Source organism: Cerasicoccus sp. TK19100 (assembly GCF_027257155.1).
Lineage (GTDB): Bacteria > Verrucomicrobiota > Verrucomicrobiia > Opitutales > Cerasicoccaceae > Cerasicoccus > Cerasicoccus fimbriatus.
The window spans coordinates 730,087-748,581 of sequence record NZ_JAPWDU010000003.1; the positions used below are offsets into that span (position 1 = coordinate 730,087).

12 protein-coding genes are annotated in these 18,495 nt (G+C 58.8%); 6 read left to right on the top strand and 6 right to left on the bottom strand.

Annotated features, from left to right (window positions below):
• Positions 1–130 precede the first annotated feature (130 nt).
• The 3 genes from O3S85_RS09645 to O3S85_RS09655 all read right to left on the bottom strand — a co-directional run bounded on the left by O3S85_RS09645 (position 131) and on the right by O3S85_RS09655 (position 5,136).
• The gene (locus tag O3S85_RS09645; RefSeq protein WP_269540040.1) at positions 131–1,348 is read right to left on the bottom strand and encodes a hypothetical protein; all 1,218 of its coding nucleotides are present in this window, start codon (positions 1,346–1,348) and stop codon (positions 131–133) included.
• Positions 1,349–1,829: 481 nt separating this feature from the next.
• On the bottom strand, positions 1,830–4,154 hold the full coding sequence (locus O3S85_RS09650; RefSeq protein ID WP_269540041.1) for a Tex family protein: 2,325 nt from the start codon (positions 4,152–4,154) through the stop codon (positions 1,830–1,832).
• A gap of 232 nt (positions 4,155–4,386) precedes the next feature.
• A complete protein-coding gene (locus tag O3S85_RS09655; protein ID WP_269540043.1) occupies positions 4,387–5,136 on the bottom strand; it encodes a putative 4-mercaptohistidine N1-methyltransferase in 750 nt (249 codons plus the stop codon).
• 130 nt (positions 5,137–5,266) lie between these two features.
• Between O3S85_RS09655 and O3S85_RS09660 the strand changes: the two genes are divergently transcribed.
• A complete protein-coding gene (locus tag O3S85_RS09660; protein WP_269540045.1) occupies positions 5,267–6,118 on the top strand; it encodes a carbohydrate kinase family protein in 852 nt (283 codons plus the stop codon).
• Positions 6,119–6,149: 31 nt separating this feature from the next.
• Here O3S85_RS09660 and O3S85_RS09665 read toward each other — a convergent pair whose 3' ends face one another.
• The gene (locus tag O3S85_RS09665) at positions 6,150–6,359 is read right to left on the bottom strand and encodes a SlyX family protein (protein ID WP_269540047.1); all 210 of its coding nucleotides are present in this window, start codon (positions 6,357–6,359) and stop codon (positions 6,150–6,152) included.
• Between the two features lie 173 nt (positions 6,360–6,532).
• Here O3S85_RS09665 and O3S85_RS09670 point away from each other — a divergent pair, with 173 nt between their 5' ends.
• The 4 genes from O3S85_RS09670 (at position 6,533) to dnaE (ending at position 15,426) form a co-directional block, all read left to right on the top strand.
• On the top strand, positions 6,533–6,775 hold the full coding sequence (locus O3S85_RS09670; protein WP_269540049.1) for a hypothetical protein: 243 nt from the start codon (positions 6,533–6,535) through the stop codon (positions 6,773–6,775).
• Positions 6,776–6,778: 3 nt separating this feature from the next.
• Entirely contained in the window at positions 6,779–8,824 is a 2,046-nt protein-coding gene (locus O3S85_RS09675) for an alginate lyase family protein (RefSeq protein WP_269540051.1), read from the top strand.
• Positions 8,821–11,415 carry an ATP-dependent helicase HrpB gene (gene hrpB, locus O3S85_RS09680; RefSeq protein WP_269540052.1) on the top strand — a complete coding sequence of 865 codons (2,595 nt, stop codon included), beginning with the start codon at positions 8,821–8,823 and terminating at the stop codon, positions 11,413–11,415. The genes O3S85_RS09675 and hrpB overlap by 4 nt, the downstream gene beginning before the upstream one ends.
• A gap of 222 nt (positions 11,416–11,637) precedes the next feature.
• Positions 11,638–15,426, top strand: a complete 3,789-nt coding sequence (gene dnaE / locus O3S85_RS09685) for a DNA polymerase III subunit alpha (protein ID WP_269540054.1) — start codon at positions 11,638–11,640, stop codon at positions 15,424–15,426.
• 230 nt (positions 15,427–15,656) lie between these two features.
• On the opposite strand, the gene lpxA is transcribed toward dnaE, so the two are convergent.
• Both lpxA and O3S85_RS09695 read right to left on the bottom strand, forming a co-directional pair.
• Positions 15,657–16,430 (bottom strand): acyl-ACP--UDP-N-acetylglucosamine O-acyltransferase, encoded by a 774-nt coding sequence (gene lpxA, locus O3S85_RS09690; RefSeq protein WP_269540056.1) that lies wholly within the window; start codon positions 16,428–16,430, stop codon positions 15,657–15,659.
• Positions 16,431–16,438: 8 nt separating this feature from the next.
• A complete protein-coding gene (locus O3S85_RS09695) occupies positions 16,439–17,764 on the bottom strand; it encodes a bifunctional UDP-3-O-[3-hydroxymyristoyl] N-acetylglucosamine deacetylase/3-hydroxyacyl-ACP dehydratase (protein WP_269540058.1) in 1,326 nt (441 codons plus the stop codon).
• A 162-nt stretch (positions 17,765–17,926) separates the two neighbouring features.
• Between O3S85_RS09695 and efp the strand changes: the two genes are divergently transcribed.
• Positions 17,927–18,484, top strand: coding sequence for an elongation factor P (gene efp / locus O3S85_RS09700; protein ID WP_269540060.1), 558 nt, complete (start codon positions 17,927–17,929; stop codon positions 18,482–18,484).
• The last annotated feature ends 11 nt before the right edge of the window (positions 18,485–18,495 follow it).

Sequence of the window (18,495 nt, forward strand, 5' to 3'; positions counted from 1 at the left end):
GAGGGAACTTCTCTTTCAGGTAGAAGTTTCCTTCCCGATCACACAGAACCTGGATGCTGTTAAAAAGAAGCGGACGTTTTGTTGGTGCATCGATTTGGCCTGCGTAGAAGCGTAGCGTCTCTTCTATGCGTTACTTTTTCGCGATTAGAGTGGCGTTATCCGTTGGGGTAAGGTGCGGTTGCAGGGCACTGAGTAGTGTCAGCATCTGTTGACTGGTTTCATGTCGATTTGCCCAGTCCAACTCACCCCCAAGCCGAGTTAAGCGCACTGCCATACCGACCTCATGCCCCGGGTAGTCTCGAATGATTTCGTTTCTGATCTCATCCACTCGGTCGTGGTCGTAGAGTCCGTAGGTGCGGTTGTAGTCCTGCACGATGCCGAGTAGCCAGGGGCGCTGCGGGTGGTCCACCGGTAGCTGGTGCGCTAGCCAATCGGGGTAGCCAAAGCAGACGGGATAATACCCCCAGTCGTGCAGGTCGTCATAGCCAAACTTGTGCGCTATGGCGAGGAAGTCATCGGGATTGGGTGCACTCACGGCAGCCTTGGAAATGATGTCCCAAGGCTTATCCAGAGCGGCGACGGATCCCATGGCCGCAGTTTCTTCATCGACGATAAATGGCATGATCACTGGCTTAAGTTCACCATCAATCATTTCTCGTATGTCTTGCTGCAACTCTGGCGTTGTGGCCAGCTCGGTGATGTTGGCTTTGTTGATCTGGAGGATCCATTTCTTGTGCTTTAGCTGCCATTGGGCGGCACCTTCGATCTCCACGTCCAGGGCTTGGCTGTCGGCAATGTTGAACTGGCCCATTAGGTGCAGGCTGATAGTAATGCTGTCGTCGCTGTCACCGGGATAAGCTAAGGCGATGGCGTTAAACTGGCCGGGGGTTATTTTCCCTCGCTCGTCCCATGCTTGAGAGGTGGGGCTGAGCTTGGTTACCGGCAGCCCGGCGCTTTGTTCCAGTAGTTGGTAGACTGCTTCCTCAAGTGGTGCGGAATTTTCCAAGTGTAGTGCGGCGTCGTGGTAGAGGCCCCAAAAGGCGAGTATTGGTTCGTAGCTGATCTTAGTTTTTACCCGGCGGCGCGTCTTGACGGTGAGAGCCTGCGCGATTTCTGGCATACGCATACGCAGCAAGCTGGCCTGCATGGCTTCCCGCGCAGGGTAGAACTCGGGGTCCTGGTTGTTGGCGCGGGCAAAGGCGCGCAAGGCTGACGCGTAGGCGCCGTCGTCGTAATCCACCCAGCCATTGATGAATTCCTCGAAGACTTCGGGGTAGGTCACGTTGGGCTTCGCCAACAGGCTGAGAGTGGGTAAAAGGAGGAGGGCGAAATAAATTGGTGTTCTCATTAGATATTGAGGACGGTTTTAATGGTAAAAGCGATTTAATGCGCTTTGTTCATTAAAAATAATCAGTAAAACCAAGTTTGGTGCAAGCCCTTATGCTGTCTCAGTCTGCATCGTTGCTCAGAGTGCAGTCTTAGCATATGTTGGCCCTCTGTTTTGCGGAACGGCATTCAACGCAAGTAGCTTCAGCGTTGCAGGCAACACTCAGCCCTCATGCAAGCATGCAGGCTTTGTTAGGGGTATACAGCCCGGTAGTGACGACCAACACCTTACCCTGCTTTGGCAGAAGCATCGCCGACGCTTCAATTATGTGTCGCCGACACTTCGATCTACAGTCGGCGACGCTTGGTCGCGCAGTCGGCGATACTTATTGAGCTTCTTAGGATGCTCGTGGACCGACTTTTCATGGTGATGATGATGTCAAAAAGTCGGTGCCTAAGCAAGCTTTGGCACCGGATGTTTTCAGAAAATGATCCGCGGGAAGCTAGAATAAATCACCCAGCGAGTTGCCGAAGGATTGGTTGCGCTGACGTCCGCGATCATTGCCGCGCTGGCCGCCGCCGAAGTTGCCGCGATTATGGCCGCCTCGCTGATGGCCACGGTCGTTGCGCTGGCCGCGCTGATCGCCGCCACGACCGGCGTGTTTGTGCGGTTGGGCACCGTCGCGTTGGGTCTTCATGGAGAGCGAGATGCGCTTGCGGGGGATGTCCACTTCGAGCACCGTTACCTGCACGCGTTGGTGGACTTTGACCACCTCTGCCGGGTCGTTGACGAAGTCGTCGCTCAGCTCGCTGATGTGGACGAGGCCGTCCTGGTGCACGCCCACATCGACAAACGCGCCGAAGGCCGCGACGTTGGTCACGATCCCAGGCAGCTTGAGGCCGGGCGAAAGGTCGTCCATGTTGTTGACGCCCTCGGCGAAGCTGAACGCCTCAAACTTTTCGCGCGGGTCGCGACCAGGCTTGGCAAGCTCGGACTGGATGTCCTTCAGCGTCGGCAGGCCGACTTCGTCGCTCACGTATTTTTCCAATTGGATCCGCGCGCGGTGCTCGCCGCTGTGGACCAAATCCTTGACCGAGCAGCCGGCGTCCGCGGCCATTTTTTCCACGAGCGCGTAGCGTTCCGGGTGGACCGCGGAGCCGTCGAGCGGGTGCTCGCCATCGCGGATGCGGAGGAAGCCTGCGCACTGTTCGTAGCTCTTCGGGCCCATGCCGGAAACCTTGAGCAGCTCTTTACGGGAGCGGAAGGGGCCGTTGGCATTGCGCGTGGCGACGATGCTTTCGGCGAGGCGCGTGTTGAGGCCGGAAACGTATTTCAGCAGCTGCTTCGAGGCGGTGTTGACTTCCACGCCGACGGCATTCACGCAGCTGATGACGACGTCGTCGAGGCTGTCCTTGAGCTTCATTTGGTCGACGTCGTGCTGGTATTGCCCTACGCCGATGCTCTTCGGGTCTAGCTTCACGAGCTCGGCCAGCGGGTCCATCAAACGGCGGCCAATCGACACCGCGCCGCGCACGGTGAGGTCTTGGTCGGGAAACTCTTCACGGGCGACTTCGGAGGCCGAGTAGATCGACGCACCGCTCTCGTTGACCATGACGACTGTGATTGATTTGGGCAGGCCGCACTTGTTGATAAACGCCTCGGTCTCGCGGCTTGCGGTGCCGTTGCCAATCGCGATGGCTTCGATGTTAAACTGGTGGCAGGTCGCGAGGACAACGTTCTTCGCCTCCTCGTCCTTATAGCCGCCCATGCCCGGGTAGATCACGGTGTTGTGCAGCAGCGCGCCCTGGGCGTCGAGGCAGACGACTTTGCAGCCGGTGCGGAAGCCGGGGTCGACCGCCATGACGCGCTTTTGGCCGAGCGGGGAGGCCAGCAGCAGCTCGCGCAGGTTTTCGGCAAAGACCTTCGTGGCTTGCTCCTCGGCGCGCTTTTTGGAGGAGAGGCGCGAGTCGGTCTCCATCGACGGTCCGAGCAGGCGCTTGAAGGAGTCTTCAATGGCGAGCTCGACTTGCTTGCCGGCCTCGCCATTGCCCGTCAGGAAGCGGCGTTTCATGAGGCCAGTCGCCTGCTCTTCGTCCACGACGATGCGGAAAAACAGGAAGCCTTCGTTCGCGCCGCGGCGGATGGCCAGCATGCGGTGCGAGGGCACGGTTTTGAGCGATTCGCTGAAGTCGAAATAGTCCTGATATTTCGCGCCTTCCTCCTCTTTGCCAAACATGACCTTGGATTCGAGGATGGCGTCGTTCTCATAAACCTTACGCATCTCGACGCGCATCTCGGTGTCGTCGCTGAAGCGCTCGGCGAGAATGTCGCGCGCGCCTTTGAGCGCCTCTTCGGCGTCGGGCACGGATTTGTCTTCTTCCTCACTCTCGACGATGAACTTCGCGGCCTCGGCGTCGACTGCGGCGCCCTGGTTTTCGAAGAGGAAATCCGCCAGCGGGGCGAGGCCCTTCTCCTGCGCGATCATGGCGCGCGTGCGGCGCTTGGGGCGGTAGGGCTGGTAAACGTCTTCGAGGCGGGCGACGGACTCGGCGGCGTCGATCTTGGCCTTGAGGTCGTCGGTCATCAGGTTGCGCTCTTCGAGGGACTTCACGATCGATGCGCGGCGGTCGTCGAGGGCCTTCATCTCGCCCAAGCGGTCGCGGATCGCGGTGATCTGCACTTCGTCCAACTGGCCCGTCATTTCCTTACGGTAGCGGGCGATGAAGGGCACGGTGGCGCCTTCGTCGAGCAGCTTGGCCGTCGCCGCCACTTGCATGACGGGGACGTTTATTTCCTGGGCGATGGAGATCACATGGGTTTCGTTCATAGCGCGAGAAAAAGTGGGGAAATAGACAGATAGCGTTCGGTTTTGGCAAAGGAAATTCGTTGCCGAAGTGGCTTTTTACAAAAGGTAGGGCGCAGTCTCCAGACAAGCCGCTCAGTGGAGTGGTATTTGCCCAATGGGCAAATCAATCGATCCAAGCTTCGACATGCTCAGCCCAAGACAGGATGCTGGCGGCTTGTCTGGAGACTGCGCCCTACCTTTTGTTATTTGAAACTTAACTCTTCCGCCGCCAGCGCGTTCCTTGGACCACCGTCCACTGGTATTTGCGGGCGTGCTCCTTGATCAGCATGGGCATGTCCTGGGTCAGCTCTAGCTTGAAGTCGCCGCTGAGGGCGCTGCGCAGGCCGAGGAAGGAATCCGACTTGTCGGGCAGACCGCCGAGCCAGTTTTCCTTGGGCGTGTATTCTTCGAGCCAGCTGAAAGGCGTGGTAATGACCAACTGTCCGCCGGGCTTGACGAGCTGCTTTGCGCGGTCGAGGAATTTCATTGGGTCGGGGAGGCGGCAGATCAAATTACACGCCATGACGACATCGAACACTCCCAGGTCGGCGGGCAGGTTCATGGCGTCACCCTGGCGGAAGTCCACACGGTCACGCTCCACGCGGTCGGGGGCCACGGCGGTAGTGCGCAGGGTGATGTCGCCCTCGTGCGGGCGTTCGTAGTCGAGTTGCGCTTTGTCCCGCAAAGTTATGGCGGCATCGATGAAGCTCTTGGAGAAATCCACGCCGATGACTTCCTCGCACACGCGGGCGAGCTCGAAGCTGGCGCGGCCAACCGAGCAGCCGACGTCGAGGGCGCGGGCACCGGGTGGCACATCAATGCGGGCCACGAGGTCTTCCACGCAGCGTCGGGGGAAATCCAGCGCGCCTTGCGGGCCGAAGGCGTAGGGTAAAATCTCGGCCGGGGAGCCGTAGTGGAGTAACAAATATTGGGCGAGGAGGGGTTCTGTCTCGTAGACACTCATACGGTTACAGTAGGCAAATTTTGCTGCTCGCCAAGTGCGTTGTGTCAGATTCTTTTGCCGTTGCGGCAGGCGTAGGCTTCTGGCAGGGTAGGTATGTTTTCCCTGAATTAACCTCCAATCTCTCATATTTGTGTCTCAATCAACGATCCTCTGCTTTGGTGAAATCCTGTGGGACTGCCTGCCGCGCGGTCTTTTTCTCGGCGGTGCTCCGCTGAATGTGGCCAGCCATCTCGCACTGCTTGGCGTAGATGCGCGTATGGTTTCGACGGTGGGCCGTGATTTCTTGGGAGAGGAGGCCCTGCGCCGAGCGAAGGAGCGCGGCGTGGACCTGCAATACGTGCTGCAGGACAACGAACTGCCGACGGGAACGGTGCTCGCCACCCTCGACGACGGCGGTAACGCCAGCTATGAATTTCCCATTCCGGTGGCGTGGGATGAAATCCACGTCGGCCAGTCAGTGTTGTCTGTAGCCCCGCAAGCTGCCGCCATTGTATACGGCACGCTGGCCTTGCGACTGCACACCAACCGCGAGCGACTGGAGTCCCTGCTTGGGCCGAAGGGGCCAATGCGGTGCCTGGACGTCAACCTCCGAGAGCCATACGACGACATCGAGCTGGCGCTTAAGCTCGCGGCGAAATCCGACTTGGTGAAGCTGAATGAAAATGAGCTTTCCCGCCTGACCGACTACCCTGAGGCCGATACCGCTGAAGGTGTCGCCGACCAATGTGCAAAGCTCAACGTGATCGCCGGGTCGAAACGAATCTGTGTGACCCGGGGTGCCGAGGGCGGCGTTTTTTGGGACAATGGTGAGGTCCACATCGCCAAGTCACCGCCGGTCGAAGTGAAGGACACTGTGGGCGCGGGTGACGCCTTTATGGCGGCTTTAGTTTACGGCCTTACCTCGGGGCAATCCGTCCCCGATGCGCTGAATGCTGCCTGCGAGCGGGGCGCGACGGTTGCCGGGCAGGATGGTGCGGTATAGCAACTTTGTAATGCAAAGTTAGCCAGGTGCATTAATAGTGCGGCGGGCGCTCGTTGGGGATGTCTTTGGCATCGGCCATGTCTTCCATGCGCTCGCGGAGCTTCTCGGACTGTTGCACAACGCGCTTGAGTAACTCGCCCTGTCGATAAATTTCGCGGTCCTGCTGTTCAACATGCCGTTGCAGGTGTGCCAACTGGCTTTCCAGTCGGATGATGGCTTGCTGCTGCTCGTCGGGTTCCATGGCGTTGATTTGAAGGAAAAAAGGGAAAGGTTAAAGGAAAAAGGCGTGGGATGCGTCACTGCTCTTTGGGCTGAATCAGCAAAGTGCGCCCGGCAATTATCTCTCTTTTGCCGCGATAAACTTTGATCTTTTTCCTTTTTCCTTTTTCGTCCGCCCACTATGGTGGGCGCTAAATGAACTCCACCACCGCATACGCGATCCTCGGCGTGCGCCTTTGTGCGTTGTTTTTTCTGGTGCTGGGCTTGTGGCTACTGGTGGCCAACCTGATCGAAGGCGCGAGCGATTTTAACCCCAGCTATCTAGGCTACTTTTTGCTGACCCAGGTCGTGCGCCCGGTATTGGCAATTTTGCTTGGCCTGGTGCTCTGGGTGCTGAGCAAACCGATGGGCCGACTGCTGGCGCGCGGGCTTTCCTGAGCGATGCGCAAAGGACTGCGCAGTGTTTTTTGGGGGCTCGTGTGGTCTGGGTTGGCGAGTTGCGCGGCGTTCGCAGATGCGCCGGAAGAGGTCGAGGCCATCGTTGAGCAGGTCCGCCTTGAGGCGGGTCAATGGCAACGCCCGGAGGTGGTTGATTGGAGCGAAGCCAAGCTGTCGCCCGGTGAAGTGTTCCCCAACTCCATTGAGACGCTGCCGCTCAGCCCGGAGCGTTTGTCTGGTCTGCTCAACGCCATAGACTTGAACTATCCGGGTTTGGAAAAAGTGCGTGAGCTTTTCAATGCGGGCAATCTGCCGGCGGCAGGGTTTGCCTTAGTTGAGTATTATCGTACGCGACCCTGGTCGGAGAACTTGGCCGATGACGTGACCGGCATTGGGCCAAACTACGAAGTTGCGGAGTTAGCCTTGCGCGACATCCATGAGCAAGGCGGGCATCATGGGCGGCAACCGCGCACTGCCGAGGGCCAACTGGACTGGGAGGACCGCGGCCCGCGCGACAGCCCGGAGTGGTCGTGGTGGGTGAATCGCATGGGCTATCTGGTACCCGTGACTGCGATGTGGGAGGCCTCAGGTGACCGGCGTTATGCGCAGTTTGCCAACGCGGTGATCGCGGACTGGGTGCGGGCGAATCCCTATCCCGGCGGGCGTTCGTTTTCCGCGGCGTGGCGCCCGTTGGAGGTCGCGCGCCGCATCGACCGCGCTTGGCTGTATGCATTTTTTCGACTGAGTGAGTCCACTGATTTCTCGCCGGAAACGCGGCTGCTCATGCTGTCGAGTATCCCCGATCATGCGGACGCGTTGATGAATTACCCTTCGCTTTGGGGCAACCACTTGCTCACCGAAAAGGTCATGCTCGGGCTGCTCGCGGTGGCGTTTCCGGAGTTTAAAGATGCGGACGCCTGGCTTAGTAATTCCGTGGAATCGGTGGCCGGGCTGATTGAAAAACAAGTTTATCCGGATGGCGCTTACGAAGAGCTGACGAATCATTACCAGCTAGTCGCGTTGCTGAGTTTTCAGCGGTATCTGGAGATACTTGAAGTATCCGGTAAGCAGGAATCAATCGACCGCGTGAAGCCCACGATTGAGCGCATGTGGGATTATTTTGCTTACGTGATGCGGCCCGATGGCAACGGGCCGATGAACAACGATTCAGACCTGAAAAATAATCGCGCTGAGCTGCAGCGGGCGCTGAGGATTTTTGATCGGCCGGACTGGGAATTTTTGGCGAGCAATGGGCAGGTGGGCGAAAGCCCGGGCCGTGAGTTGACCCGATACTACCCGTGGGCGGGCCACGCGATCATGCGCGACGGCTGGACGGGCGATGCGCAGTGGGCATTCTTCGATATTGGCCCTTATGGCAGCGATCACCACCACAATGATCGCCTGCACTTGTCGCTGTCGTTTGGCGGTAAGGACTTTCTTGTCGATAGTGGTCGTTACGACTATACGCCGGGCGCGATGCGGGATTACTTCACCGGCCCCATGGGGCACAATACCGTGATGCTTGATGGCCAGGCACCGCTGCCGGGGCCGGGCAAAGTGGGTGCGCCAATGGAGGTGATTGCCAAGATGGATGGAGTCGGCGGGCTGTTTCAGGCAGAGGTTAAATTCCCTGCAAGTCCAACGAAAGGTAAAGGCCCGAAAACACACCGCCGCACGGTGCAGTATTTGCAAGGCGTTAAGTGGACGGTGATTGATGAAGTGATCGCCTTTGGCCCGACCGATGTTGAAGTCCGCTGGCTGTTTCACCCGGGCCGAGTCGTCGAGAAGACAGAGCATGGGCTGATCACGACCGATGCGGAAGGCGCTAACTTCCGCATGGAGCTGATTAGTGACGACCAGTGGGAGGTGGAGCTATTGCGTGGGCAAGAAGAGCCGTTTCCCGCCGGTTGGTATAGCCCGGTGTTTAACAATCGCTACCCGGCTACGCAGGCTATTTTTAAAACGAAGGTTGCCAGCCCTACGCGATTCGTCTGGCTTATCGCGCCCGCAGACGCCGATTGGGACGCGCTGCTTTTACCATACCAATGAGCCAGGATCGATTCAGTTTGCCGATACATCAGATTAGCTCTGCGTTGCAAAGTGCTTTGCAGTGCAAAGTTCCCCGCGCGATCTTGCAGGCCCCGACCGGCTCGGGTAAGTCGACGCAGGCACCGCAGATCATCCTTGATGCTGGGCTCGTGCCCGAGGGGCAACAAATCGTGGTGCTGCAACCACGCCGCTTGGCGGCGCGGCTCTTGGCTAAGCGAATTGCCCACGAGCGTGGCGGACGGTTGGGCGACGAGGTGGGCTACCACATCCGCTTCGACCGGCAGTTCGGCGCTGACACCCGCATCAAGCTCGTGACCGAAGGTATCCTGCTACGGCAGATGTTGACTGACCCGCAGTTGTCCAATGTCGGCGCAGTCGTATTTGACGAATTCCACGAGCGGCATTTGTACAGCGATCTCGGGATTGCGATGGTTCGGCAACTGCAGGAAACCACGCGGCCGGACCTGAAAATTATCGTCATGTCGGCGACGCTCGACACGGAGTCGTTGTCCGATTACCTGGCCCCCGCCGAGGTGCTGACGGTCGAGACGCGCACCTTCCCGCTGACCATTGAATATTCCGCTGGTGCACAAAAAGTGGCCGGTGCGCCGGTCTGGGATCAAGCCGCTCATCACTTTGATCGACTGGCCCGCGAGCACGATGGCGATTGCCTGATCTTCATGCCGGGGGCCTATGAGATTAAGCGCACAGTGGAGTCGATTCAGTGCACCAAGACCGGGCGCGAGTCGTTGGTCTTTCCGCTTTATGGCGAGCTGCGACCTGAGGAACAGGACGCCGCCGTCGCTCAATACGATAAGCGCAAAGTGGTGGTCGCGACGAACGTTGCGGAAACGTCCATCACCATCGATGGCGTGCGCTTGGTGATCGATAGCGGTCTCGTTCGTGTGGCGCGCTACGACCCGCATCGCGGCGTGAACACCTTGCTCATCGAAAAGACCAGCCGTGCTTCCGCTGATCAGCGCGCGGGCCGCGCGGGGCGCACGGCGCCGGGCCACGCGCTGCGCCTATGGAGCGAGAAAGAGCACGAGCATCGTGACGAACGCGAACTGGCGGAGATCAAGCGCATCGACCTCAGTGAAACACTGCTCTCGCTGGGCAAGGCCGGGGTGACCGATTTTCGTGCATTTCCGTGGTTTGAAAAACCCGAGCCAGCATCGCTGGATCGCGGTATCGAACTGCTGATGGACCTTGGTGCTTTGCGTCGCAAAGTTGATTTGCCACGCAAAGTAAAAGGCGAGCATTACGAGCTGACGGAGATTGGCCGTAAGTTGGCGGACTTCCCGCTGCACCCGCGCTGGGCTCGCCTCCTGCTCGCCGCGCACGAGGAAGGCTGCGTCTGGCATGCGGCGCTGCTGGCCGCCTTTGCCCAGGGGCGTGATCTGCTGCTGCCGCTGAACGACCGCCGTAAACGCGAAGAACGCGAGGCCGTGCTTGGCGATTCGCCTTCAGACTTTTTTCAATGGCTCTCGGCATGGGGCATGGCACGTAAGCAAAACTTCAACCACGGCTTCTGCCGGCAATGGGGCATCCACGCGAACGCCAGTCGTGACGCGGATCGCGCGGCCGAGCAGTTCCGCCGCATTGCCGAAGCTCAGGGGTTGAACGCTGGCCCGGGCCCGTTGGATGAGGATGCGCTGCGCCGCTGTCTGCTCTTGGCGTTTTCCGATCACCTGGCCAAGCGCGATGGCCGCGGCACGCTGCGCTGTTCGATTGTCCATGGTCGCCGCGGCGAGCTGAAGCGCGACAGCGCAGCTCGCGATGCCGAGCTATTCGTGGCTGCCGAGATCGACGAGATCGAAATGCGTGGCGACGTGAATACTATCCTCTCGTTGGCAACCGAGATTGAGGAAGCGTGGCTGGAGGAATTTTTTCCGGATGACTTTGCGGTGCAAAGTGAAGTCGTTTACGACAAGGACATGCGCCGCGTCGTGCTGCGTGAAGAGCGTAAGTTTCGTGACCTCGTGCTTTCTTCCACCGATCGCGGCGAGCCAACCAGTGACCAAGCCGCCGCACTACTGGCCGACGAAATTATGGCCGGCAAGCTGGAGCTGAAAAAGTGGACTGGCCAGCGGGATGAATGGATCAAGCGTGTTAACTTTGCGGCGCAAAGTTTCCCGGAGCTGGAGATCGAAGTCATCGACGACGAGGCCCGCAAAATGATCTTGGAGCAATTCTGCTACGGCTGCGTGAGCTATAAGGAAATTCGCGACAAGGACCCTTGGCCGTTTTTAAAAGACTGGCTAACGGGCGAGCAGCTGGCCGCACTGGACTACTTGGCCCCGGAGAGCTTCACGCTGCCCAACCGCCGCAAGCCGGGCTCGATCCGATATGAGCCTGATGCACCCGGTGGCCCGCGTGCGGTGATCTCCAGCAAGCTGCAGGATTTTTACGATGTCGACGCCAAAGACCTGATGATTGGCAATGGCCGCATACCGCTGGTCGTTGAAATGCTCGCCCCCAATGGCCGCCCCTGCCAAATCACCGAGGACTTGGCGAATTTCTGGAAGACGTCTTATGAAGGCGTGAAAAAGGAGCTCAAGGGCCGCTACCCCAAGCACGAATGGCGCTAAGCAACGTGCCGTTGCATCCAGATTTTTGTAATGTTTGCGAATGGGGTCAGGGCCGGAGTGCTGTGATCAATGGTTGTTATTCACAATGGAATTGGCCGTCTAGTGTCTTTCTGGCGGCAAGGCGGGAAGTTATTCACTAATGTGAATAACATGGTGAATAAGCCGTGAAGTTGTTCCGCTTGCGTTGGGAAAAATTGGCGGGCACAGTTGAGCGTTTCGCCGATGTCCAAAGACCCTGAATTTGTCCACTTGCACGTTCACACGGATTACAGCCTGCTCGATGGCTGTAGCCGCACCGATCGCCTGTGCCAGAAGGCGGCGGAGCTGGGCCAAAAGGCGATCGCGATAACCGACCACGGGGTGCTGTTCGGCTTGGCGGATTTTTATAAAAAGGCCGACAAGGCCGGCGTAAAGCCGCTGCTGGGCTGCGAAATTTACCTGATTTTTGAGGACGAGCTCGGCGCGACCAACGACGTCAAAGCCAAGCAAAAGAGCCACCACATGGGTCTTTTGGCGCGCAACTTCAAGGGCTACCAGAACCTGACCAAGCTCGTGAGCCTCGGCCATACCGAGGGCTTTTACCGCAACCCGCGCGTGTCGCGGCGGCAGCTGGCCGAGCATAGCGAGGGCCTGATCGGCTTTAGCGGATGCCTGGCGGCGGTGATTCCGCAGCGGCTGATGGACGGCGACTATGCGGGCGCCAAGGAGGCCTGCGGGTGGTTCGTTGATTTGTTTGGCAAAGAGTTTTTCTTCATCGAGCTGATGGACCACGGCATCGAGGAGCAACAGCGCATCATTCCGGATTTGCTCAAGCTGGCCAAGGAGTTCGACCTGAAAATCGTCGCCACCAACGACGTTCACTACGTCAACGACCAAGACTGGAAGCCGCACGATTCGCTGATCTGCATCCAGACCGGCGCGAAGCTGGCCGACGAAAAACGGCTACGCTACGACAGCAATCAGTTCTACCTGAAGAGCCGCCAGGAGATGGCGCAGGTGTTCGACCGCTACGATCCGAACTGCCTCATCAACACCAACGCCGTCGCCGAAATGTGCGAGGTGAAGCTGCCCTTTGGCGAGGACCATTACCCCGTTTACGAGAAGCCCATCGAGATCACGCACGCGGAAGATGTCGACAACTTCGACCGCATTCTCGACATCTACGAGCAGAAGAAAAACGAGATCAACGCCCGCGATGGCAAGGACCTGATCTCGCTTTCCGACCAGGAGCGTCTCGATTTTCGCAAAAACGGCCTCTACCTGTTTGAGCTTTGCAAAGAGGGGGTCAAGGAACGCTACGATGTCGATTACGACACCTTCCGCGCGGCGGCCAAACCGGACGATGAAACCCACGAGTATCAATACCAGCTCAAGGTCTGCGATCAGCTGGACTACGAGCTGGCGATCATCATCGGCACGGGTTTCATCGACTACTTCCTGATCGTTTGGGACTTCATTAAGTGGGCGCGTGACCGGGGGATTCCGGTCGGCCCGGGTCGTGGTTCGGGTGCGGGTTGCGTGGTCGCCTACGTGTTGAAAATTACCGACATCGACCCGTTCCGCTTTGGCCTGCTCTTCGAGCGAATGCTCAACCTTGAGCGCGTCAGCCCGCCGGATTTCGACGTGGACTTCTGCATGCGCCGCCGTGATGACGTCGTCAATTATGTGCGCGAGAAATACGGCAAAGACCGCGTGGCGAACATCATCACCTTCGGCACCTTTGGCGCAAAGATGATCGTGCGTGACCTGGCGCGCGTGAACGACATTCCTTTCGGTGAGGCGGACAAAATCGCGAAGATGATCCCGGACGAGCTGAACATCTCGCTGGATGATTCCGTGGAAAAGTCGGCCGAGCTCCGCGCCGAGATCAAGACCAACCCGATTGCGAAGAAGATCATCGAGCAGGGCAAGGTCATCGAGGGCATGGTGCGCAATACGGGCAAGCACGCGTGCGGTGTGATCATTGCGGACCAGCCGATCACGAATCTGATCCCGGTGACGCTGCAGGAAGGCGACCTGACCACGCAGTATCCAAAAGGGCCGAGCGAAGACCTCGGCTTGCTCAAGTGTGACTTTCTCGGCCTGAAAACGCTGACCGTTATTTCCGACGCACAAGAGAACGTGCGCCGTTTGCCGGGCATGGCCGACTTCGACATTGAAAAGGTCAGCCTCGAAGACGGCCCGACTTTTCAACTGCTCAAGGAGGCGAAAACGGTCGGCGTGTTTCAGCTGGAATCCGGTGGCATGCAGGGGCTGTGCCGTCAGCTGGAAGTGTCGAGCATGGATGAGATTGTGGCGCTCATCGCGCTGTATCGTCCGGGGCCGATGCAGTTTATTCCGCAATACATCCGGGGTAAAAAAGACCGCTCGACGATTCAGGTGCCGCACCCGCTTTTGAAAGAGCTGGTGGAGGAAACTTACGGTGTGCTCGTTTACCAGGAGCAGGTCATGCAGAGCGCGCAGATCATCGCCGGCTACACACTGGGCGGCGCGGATATTCTCCGCCGCGCGATGGGCAAGAAGATCAAGTCCGTCATGGATCAGCAGAAGGAGATCTTCATTAAGGGTGCCAAGGAACACCATGACATCTCCGCCAAGCAGGCCACGGAAATCTTCGGCATCCTGGAGAAGTTCGCGGAGTATGGTTTTAACAAATCCCACTCGGCGGCCTATGCGATGCTCTCGTATCGCACGGCCTTTTTGAAGGCGAACTTCCCGACCGAGTTCATGGCGGCAGTGCTGTCATCGGAGCTCGGTAACGCGGACAAGGTTTCGCACTTCGTCGAGGAAGCCGAGTCGATGAAGATCGAGGTGCTCGGCCCGGACATCAACGAATCGCGGGAGATGTTTACGCCCGTCGTTCAATTGCAGAATGCGGATTGCGGATTGCGGAATGGTGATGAGAGTGCTCAGAAATCTGAAATCGAAAATCCGCAATCTGAAATGGGTCGCATTCGTTTCGGCATGTCTGCGATTAAGGGCGTGGGCGATGCGGCGGCAAAGGTGATCATTGCCGAGCGCGAGGCAAATGGTCCTTACGAGGGCTTTCACGATTTCGCGCAGCGCGTCGATATGAAGGCCGTCAACAAGCGCGTGCTCGAGTGTTTGATCAAGACCGGCGCGTTTGATTTTGAGGGCGTGGACCGCCAGCATTTGCTCGACTCGATGGAGGGCATTCTCGCGGAAGTCGCCGACTTGCAGAAGGACAAGGAGACCGGCCAATCGAACTTGTTTGACCTCTTGGCCGAGCCTGAGCCCGCTGCGGGCAGCAAGTCCAGTGACAACCAATACGACACGCGCGGGCCCAAGATGACGCAGACCGATAAGCTTCAATTTGAGAAGGAGCTGCTCGGTTTTTACGTCTCCGGCCACCCGATGAACGCCTACGCCGGGCTTGATGACATCATTAACAGCTTTGGCCCGGATGAGGACCTCAAGCGCTGGGATCGCGAGAGCTTCCGCTTGTGCGGGGTGATCAATAACATCGTTAAAAAACTCACGCGTAAGGACAACCGGCCGTGGGCGTTTTTCACGCTTTCGACGCGTCGGCAAGCTTACCAAATCAACGTCTTCCCCGACGCCTTCGAGCAGAATATGCAGAACCTCGAGAACGCGTTCGTCGTGTGTGTCGAGGGCGAGATCCGCTACGACAGCGAGCGCGAGGAAGTGCGGCTCAACGCCAACCGCGTGGCCAAGCTCGACTCGTCGCTGTCGGCCTTTATCGATTCGGTGACCTTCTACGTGGACAACGATGCGACGCGCCTCGATGACTTCGCGCACGAGCTGTCGGACTACCTGCAAAGCAACGAAGGCCCGACTTCGGTTCGGTTGGCGATCATGACCGCACCCGACCGCGCGCTGCATGCCGATCTTGGGGTTTCGCTGAACTGCCAACTGCGCCCGGAGTCGTTTAAAAAGCTTCGCAGCCAACCCTGCGTCCGCGGGGTGCTCGGCCAGGCACGCTCCTTGCCCGAACCCCCCAAGCCCGCCTGGATGCGCGGCAAGAAGTGAGCAACGTGAGGTTGCATCCAGAGTTTCGCACATTGTGCGAAAAGCGGTGGGGCAGGCGGTGATGCTGACGGAATTGTAGCTGGCGGAACGCGAACCTCTGTGTTCGCATATAAGCCATCACTTTTGCAGTGTAATATAGCGTTCCCTGCGCGCAGTGATGTCGCGTATTTATAGAAGGATAGGAGGCGAACACAGAGGTTCGCGTTCCGCCTGCTAGCGATTGGCGCGGGTTAAGCCCATCCACGGTCGCCGGCGGCGGCGAAATCGAGGATCATTTGGGCGATGCGGGAATCGGCCTGCGGGTGCTCGCGGAGCTTTTCAAGGGCCTGGGTCTTGTTAAGATTCTCGCGGTAGAAGATCTTGTAGATAGCACGGGCAAGGGAAATTTCTTCCGCCGTGAAGCCGTCGCGTTCGAGGCCGACTTTGTTGATCGTACGGACCTCGGCGGGGTTGCCGTCGGCAATCATGAAAGGGGGGATATCCTGCACGGCTTTGGCGCAGGCACCGACCATGGCGTAGCTTCCGATGCGGCAAAATTGATGCGTGCCAGCGTTCCAGCCGACGACGACACGGTCGCCCACGATCACGTGGCCGCCGAGCGCGGCGTGGCTGCTCATCACGAGGTGGTTGCCCACCTGGCAGTCGTGCGCGATGTGGCTGTAAGCGAGCACGTGGTTGTCGTTGCCCATCGTAGTGAACTCGCCGTCTTTGGTGCCGCAGTGGACGGTGGCGTATTCGCGGAAAACGTTTCGATCGCCGATCTTCAGGCCCGGGCGTCCGCCTGTGTATTTGAGGTCGTGGGTCTTGCCTCCGACCATGGCGTAGGGCCAGACTTCGTTGCCCTCGCCCATGGTGGTCCAGCCTTCCACGGTGGCGTGGTGGTGGACGACCGTCCCCGCGCCGATGGAGACCTCCGCACCGATGTAGGCATACGCGCCGACCGTGACGCCATCAGCGAGCTGGGCGCCGGATTCGATGATCGCGGTCGGGTGGATGTCGGGCATGGAAATGGTTACGTGTCGCTGGGCGCGTCGGTAATGGTGAACATCAATTCGGCCGAGGATGCGACCTTGCCGTTTACCTTGCAGGTGCCGGCGGCGACGCCGATCTTGTTGCCGCGGTTCTTGGTGAGCTTCACGTGGATCTCCACTTGGTCGCCGGGGATGACGGCTTGGCGGAACTTCACCTTGTCGCAGCTCATAAAGAACGCGATTTTGTTTTCCGAGCTGATGCGGCGCAGCATGAGGATGCCGGCGGCCTGGGCCATGGCTTCGATCTGCAGCACGCCGGGCATAACCGGGTGGCCGGGGAAGTGGCCCTGGAAATACGGTTCGTTGATGGTCACATTTTTGATCGCGGTCAGCTCATCCGGGTTGGGGATGTCGGTCACGCGGTCGATCATGACAAAGGGGTAGCGGTGCGGCAGCGTGTCGAGGATGCGGCGGATATCGAGCAGTGTCTCGTGCTCCATGACCTGCTGCACGGCCTTCTTCTTTTCCTTTTTCGCGGCCTTCTTCTTGGAGTCGATGATCGCCTGGCAGAGCTCGGCGTTGAGCGCGTGGCCCGGGCGGACCGCGACGATGTGGGCCTTGAGCGGTTTGCCGAGGAGCATCAGATCGCCAATGATATCCAGGACCTTGTGGCGGGCGAACTCCTCCTTGAAGCGTAGGGGCTCTTTGGAGAGAATTTTGTCGCCCTTGATGACGATGGCGCTGTCGAGGCTGCCGCCCTGGATCTTGCCCAGCTTGAGGAGCTCCTCAATGTCTTCGTAAATGGTAAACGTGCGGGCGGGGGCGATCTGCGCGGCGAAGGTCTCAGGGTCGATTTCGATCGAGTAGTGCTGCGTGTGGATGCCGCGGTCGTCCGCGCTGGTGCAGGTGATCTTCAGCTTGTCGCTGGGCAGAGCGATGATCGAGCTGGCACCCTTGGTCACGCTGATGGGGTTTTCCAGTTCCATGTATTCGCGCTCGGCTTCCTGCACGACGGGTTCGGCCTCCTGAATGAGGTTCACGTAGTGCTTGGCGGAGCCGTCGAGGATGGGCGGTTCGCTGGCGTCCATCTCGACAATGCAGTTATCCACCGCGCAGCCGTGCAGGGCGCTGAGGACGTGCTCGATCGTGTGGACCTTGGCGTGCCCATTGGAAATAGTGGTGCTGCGGACCAGGTCGGAGACGAGGGCGACGTCGGGCTTCAGCTCGGGCTTGCCGTAAAGATCGATGCGGCGAAAGACGATGCCATGGTTTTCCGGCGCTGGCTTGAGAGTCAGCGTAACTTCCTCCCCGGTGTGGAGGGCTTTGCCTTTTACCGAGGCTTCGCGCAAAATGGTCCGTTGCTTCATGTGCTGGGTAGAATCGATTCCAAAAGCCAATGAACGTAGGGCCCTGCGCGGCGGTGTAAAGCGTGGATTCTACCTGTGTATTCACTAATCTTGACACCGGGCCTGCAATTGCCCACAAGTCAGCGTTTTTCCTGCAAACCAACTTCAACCACCGAAATCCCAATGGCGTCACCCACCGAAATCCGCAAAGGCCGAGTCATGAACTACCAGAATGCCCCGCATTTGGTGCTCGATATGCAGCACCGCACGCAGGGCCGTCAGGCTGGTTTCGTGCAGGTAACCATGCGCAACCTTAACACCGGCGTCTCGACCAACGCCAAGTTCCGCTCCACGGACAGCGTCGACTTCTGCCACACTTCCAACGTAAAGCTCGAGTATTCCTACATCGACGAGATGGGCTACCACTTCATGGACCCGGAAAGCTTTGAAGACCACGTGCTTCCGCCCGAAGTCTGCGACGACGCCAAGATGTACCTCGTTGAAAACAACAGCTACGAAATCCTTTTTGTGGACGACAACCCGGTTTCCGTGAACCTCCCGGCTGCCGTGGAAATGGAAGTCACCGAGTCCGCCGAAGGCGTCAAGGGCGACACCGCTTCCAACGTGCAAAAGCCCGCCACGCTCTCCACGGGTCTGGTGGTGCAGGTGCCGCTGTTCATCAAGCCCGGCGAAATTCTTAAGATCCGCACCGAAGACGGCACCTACCTAGGCCGGGCGTAAATCGGGCAAAC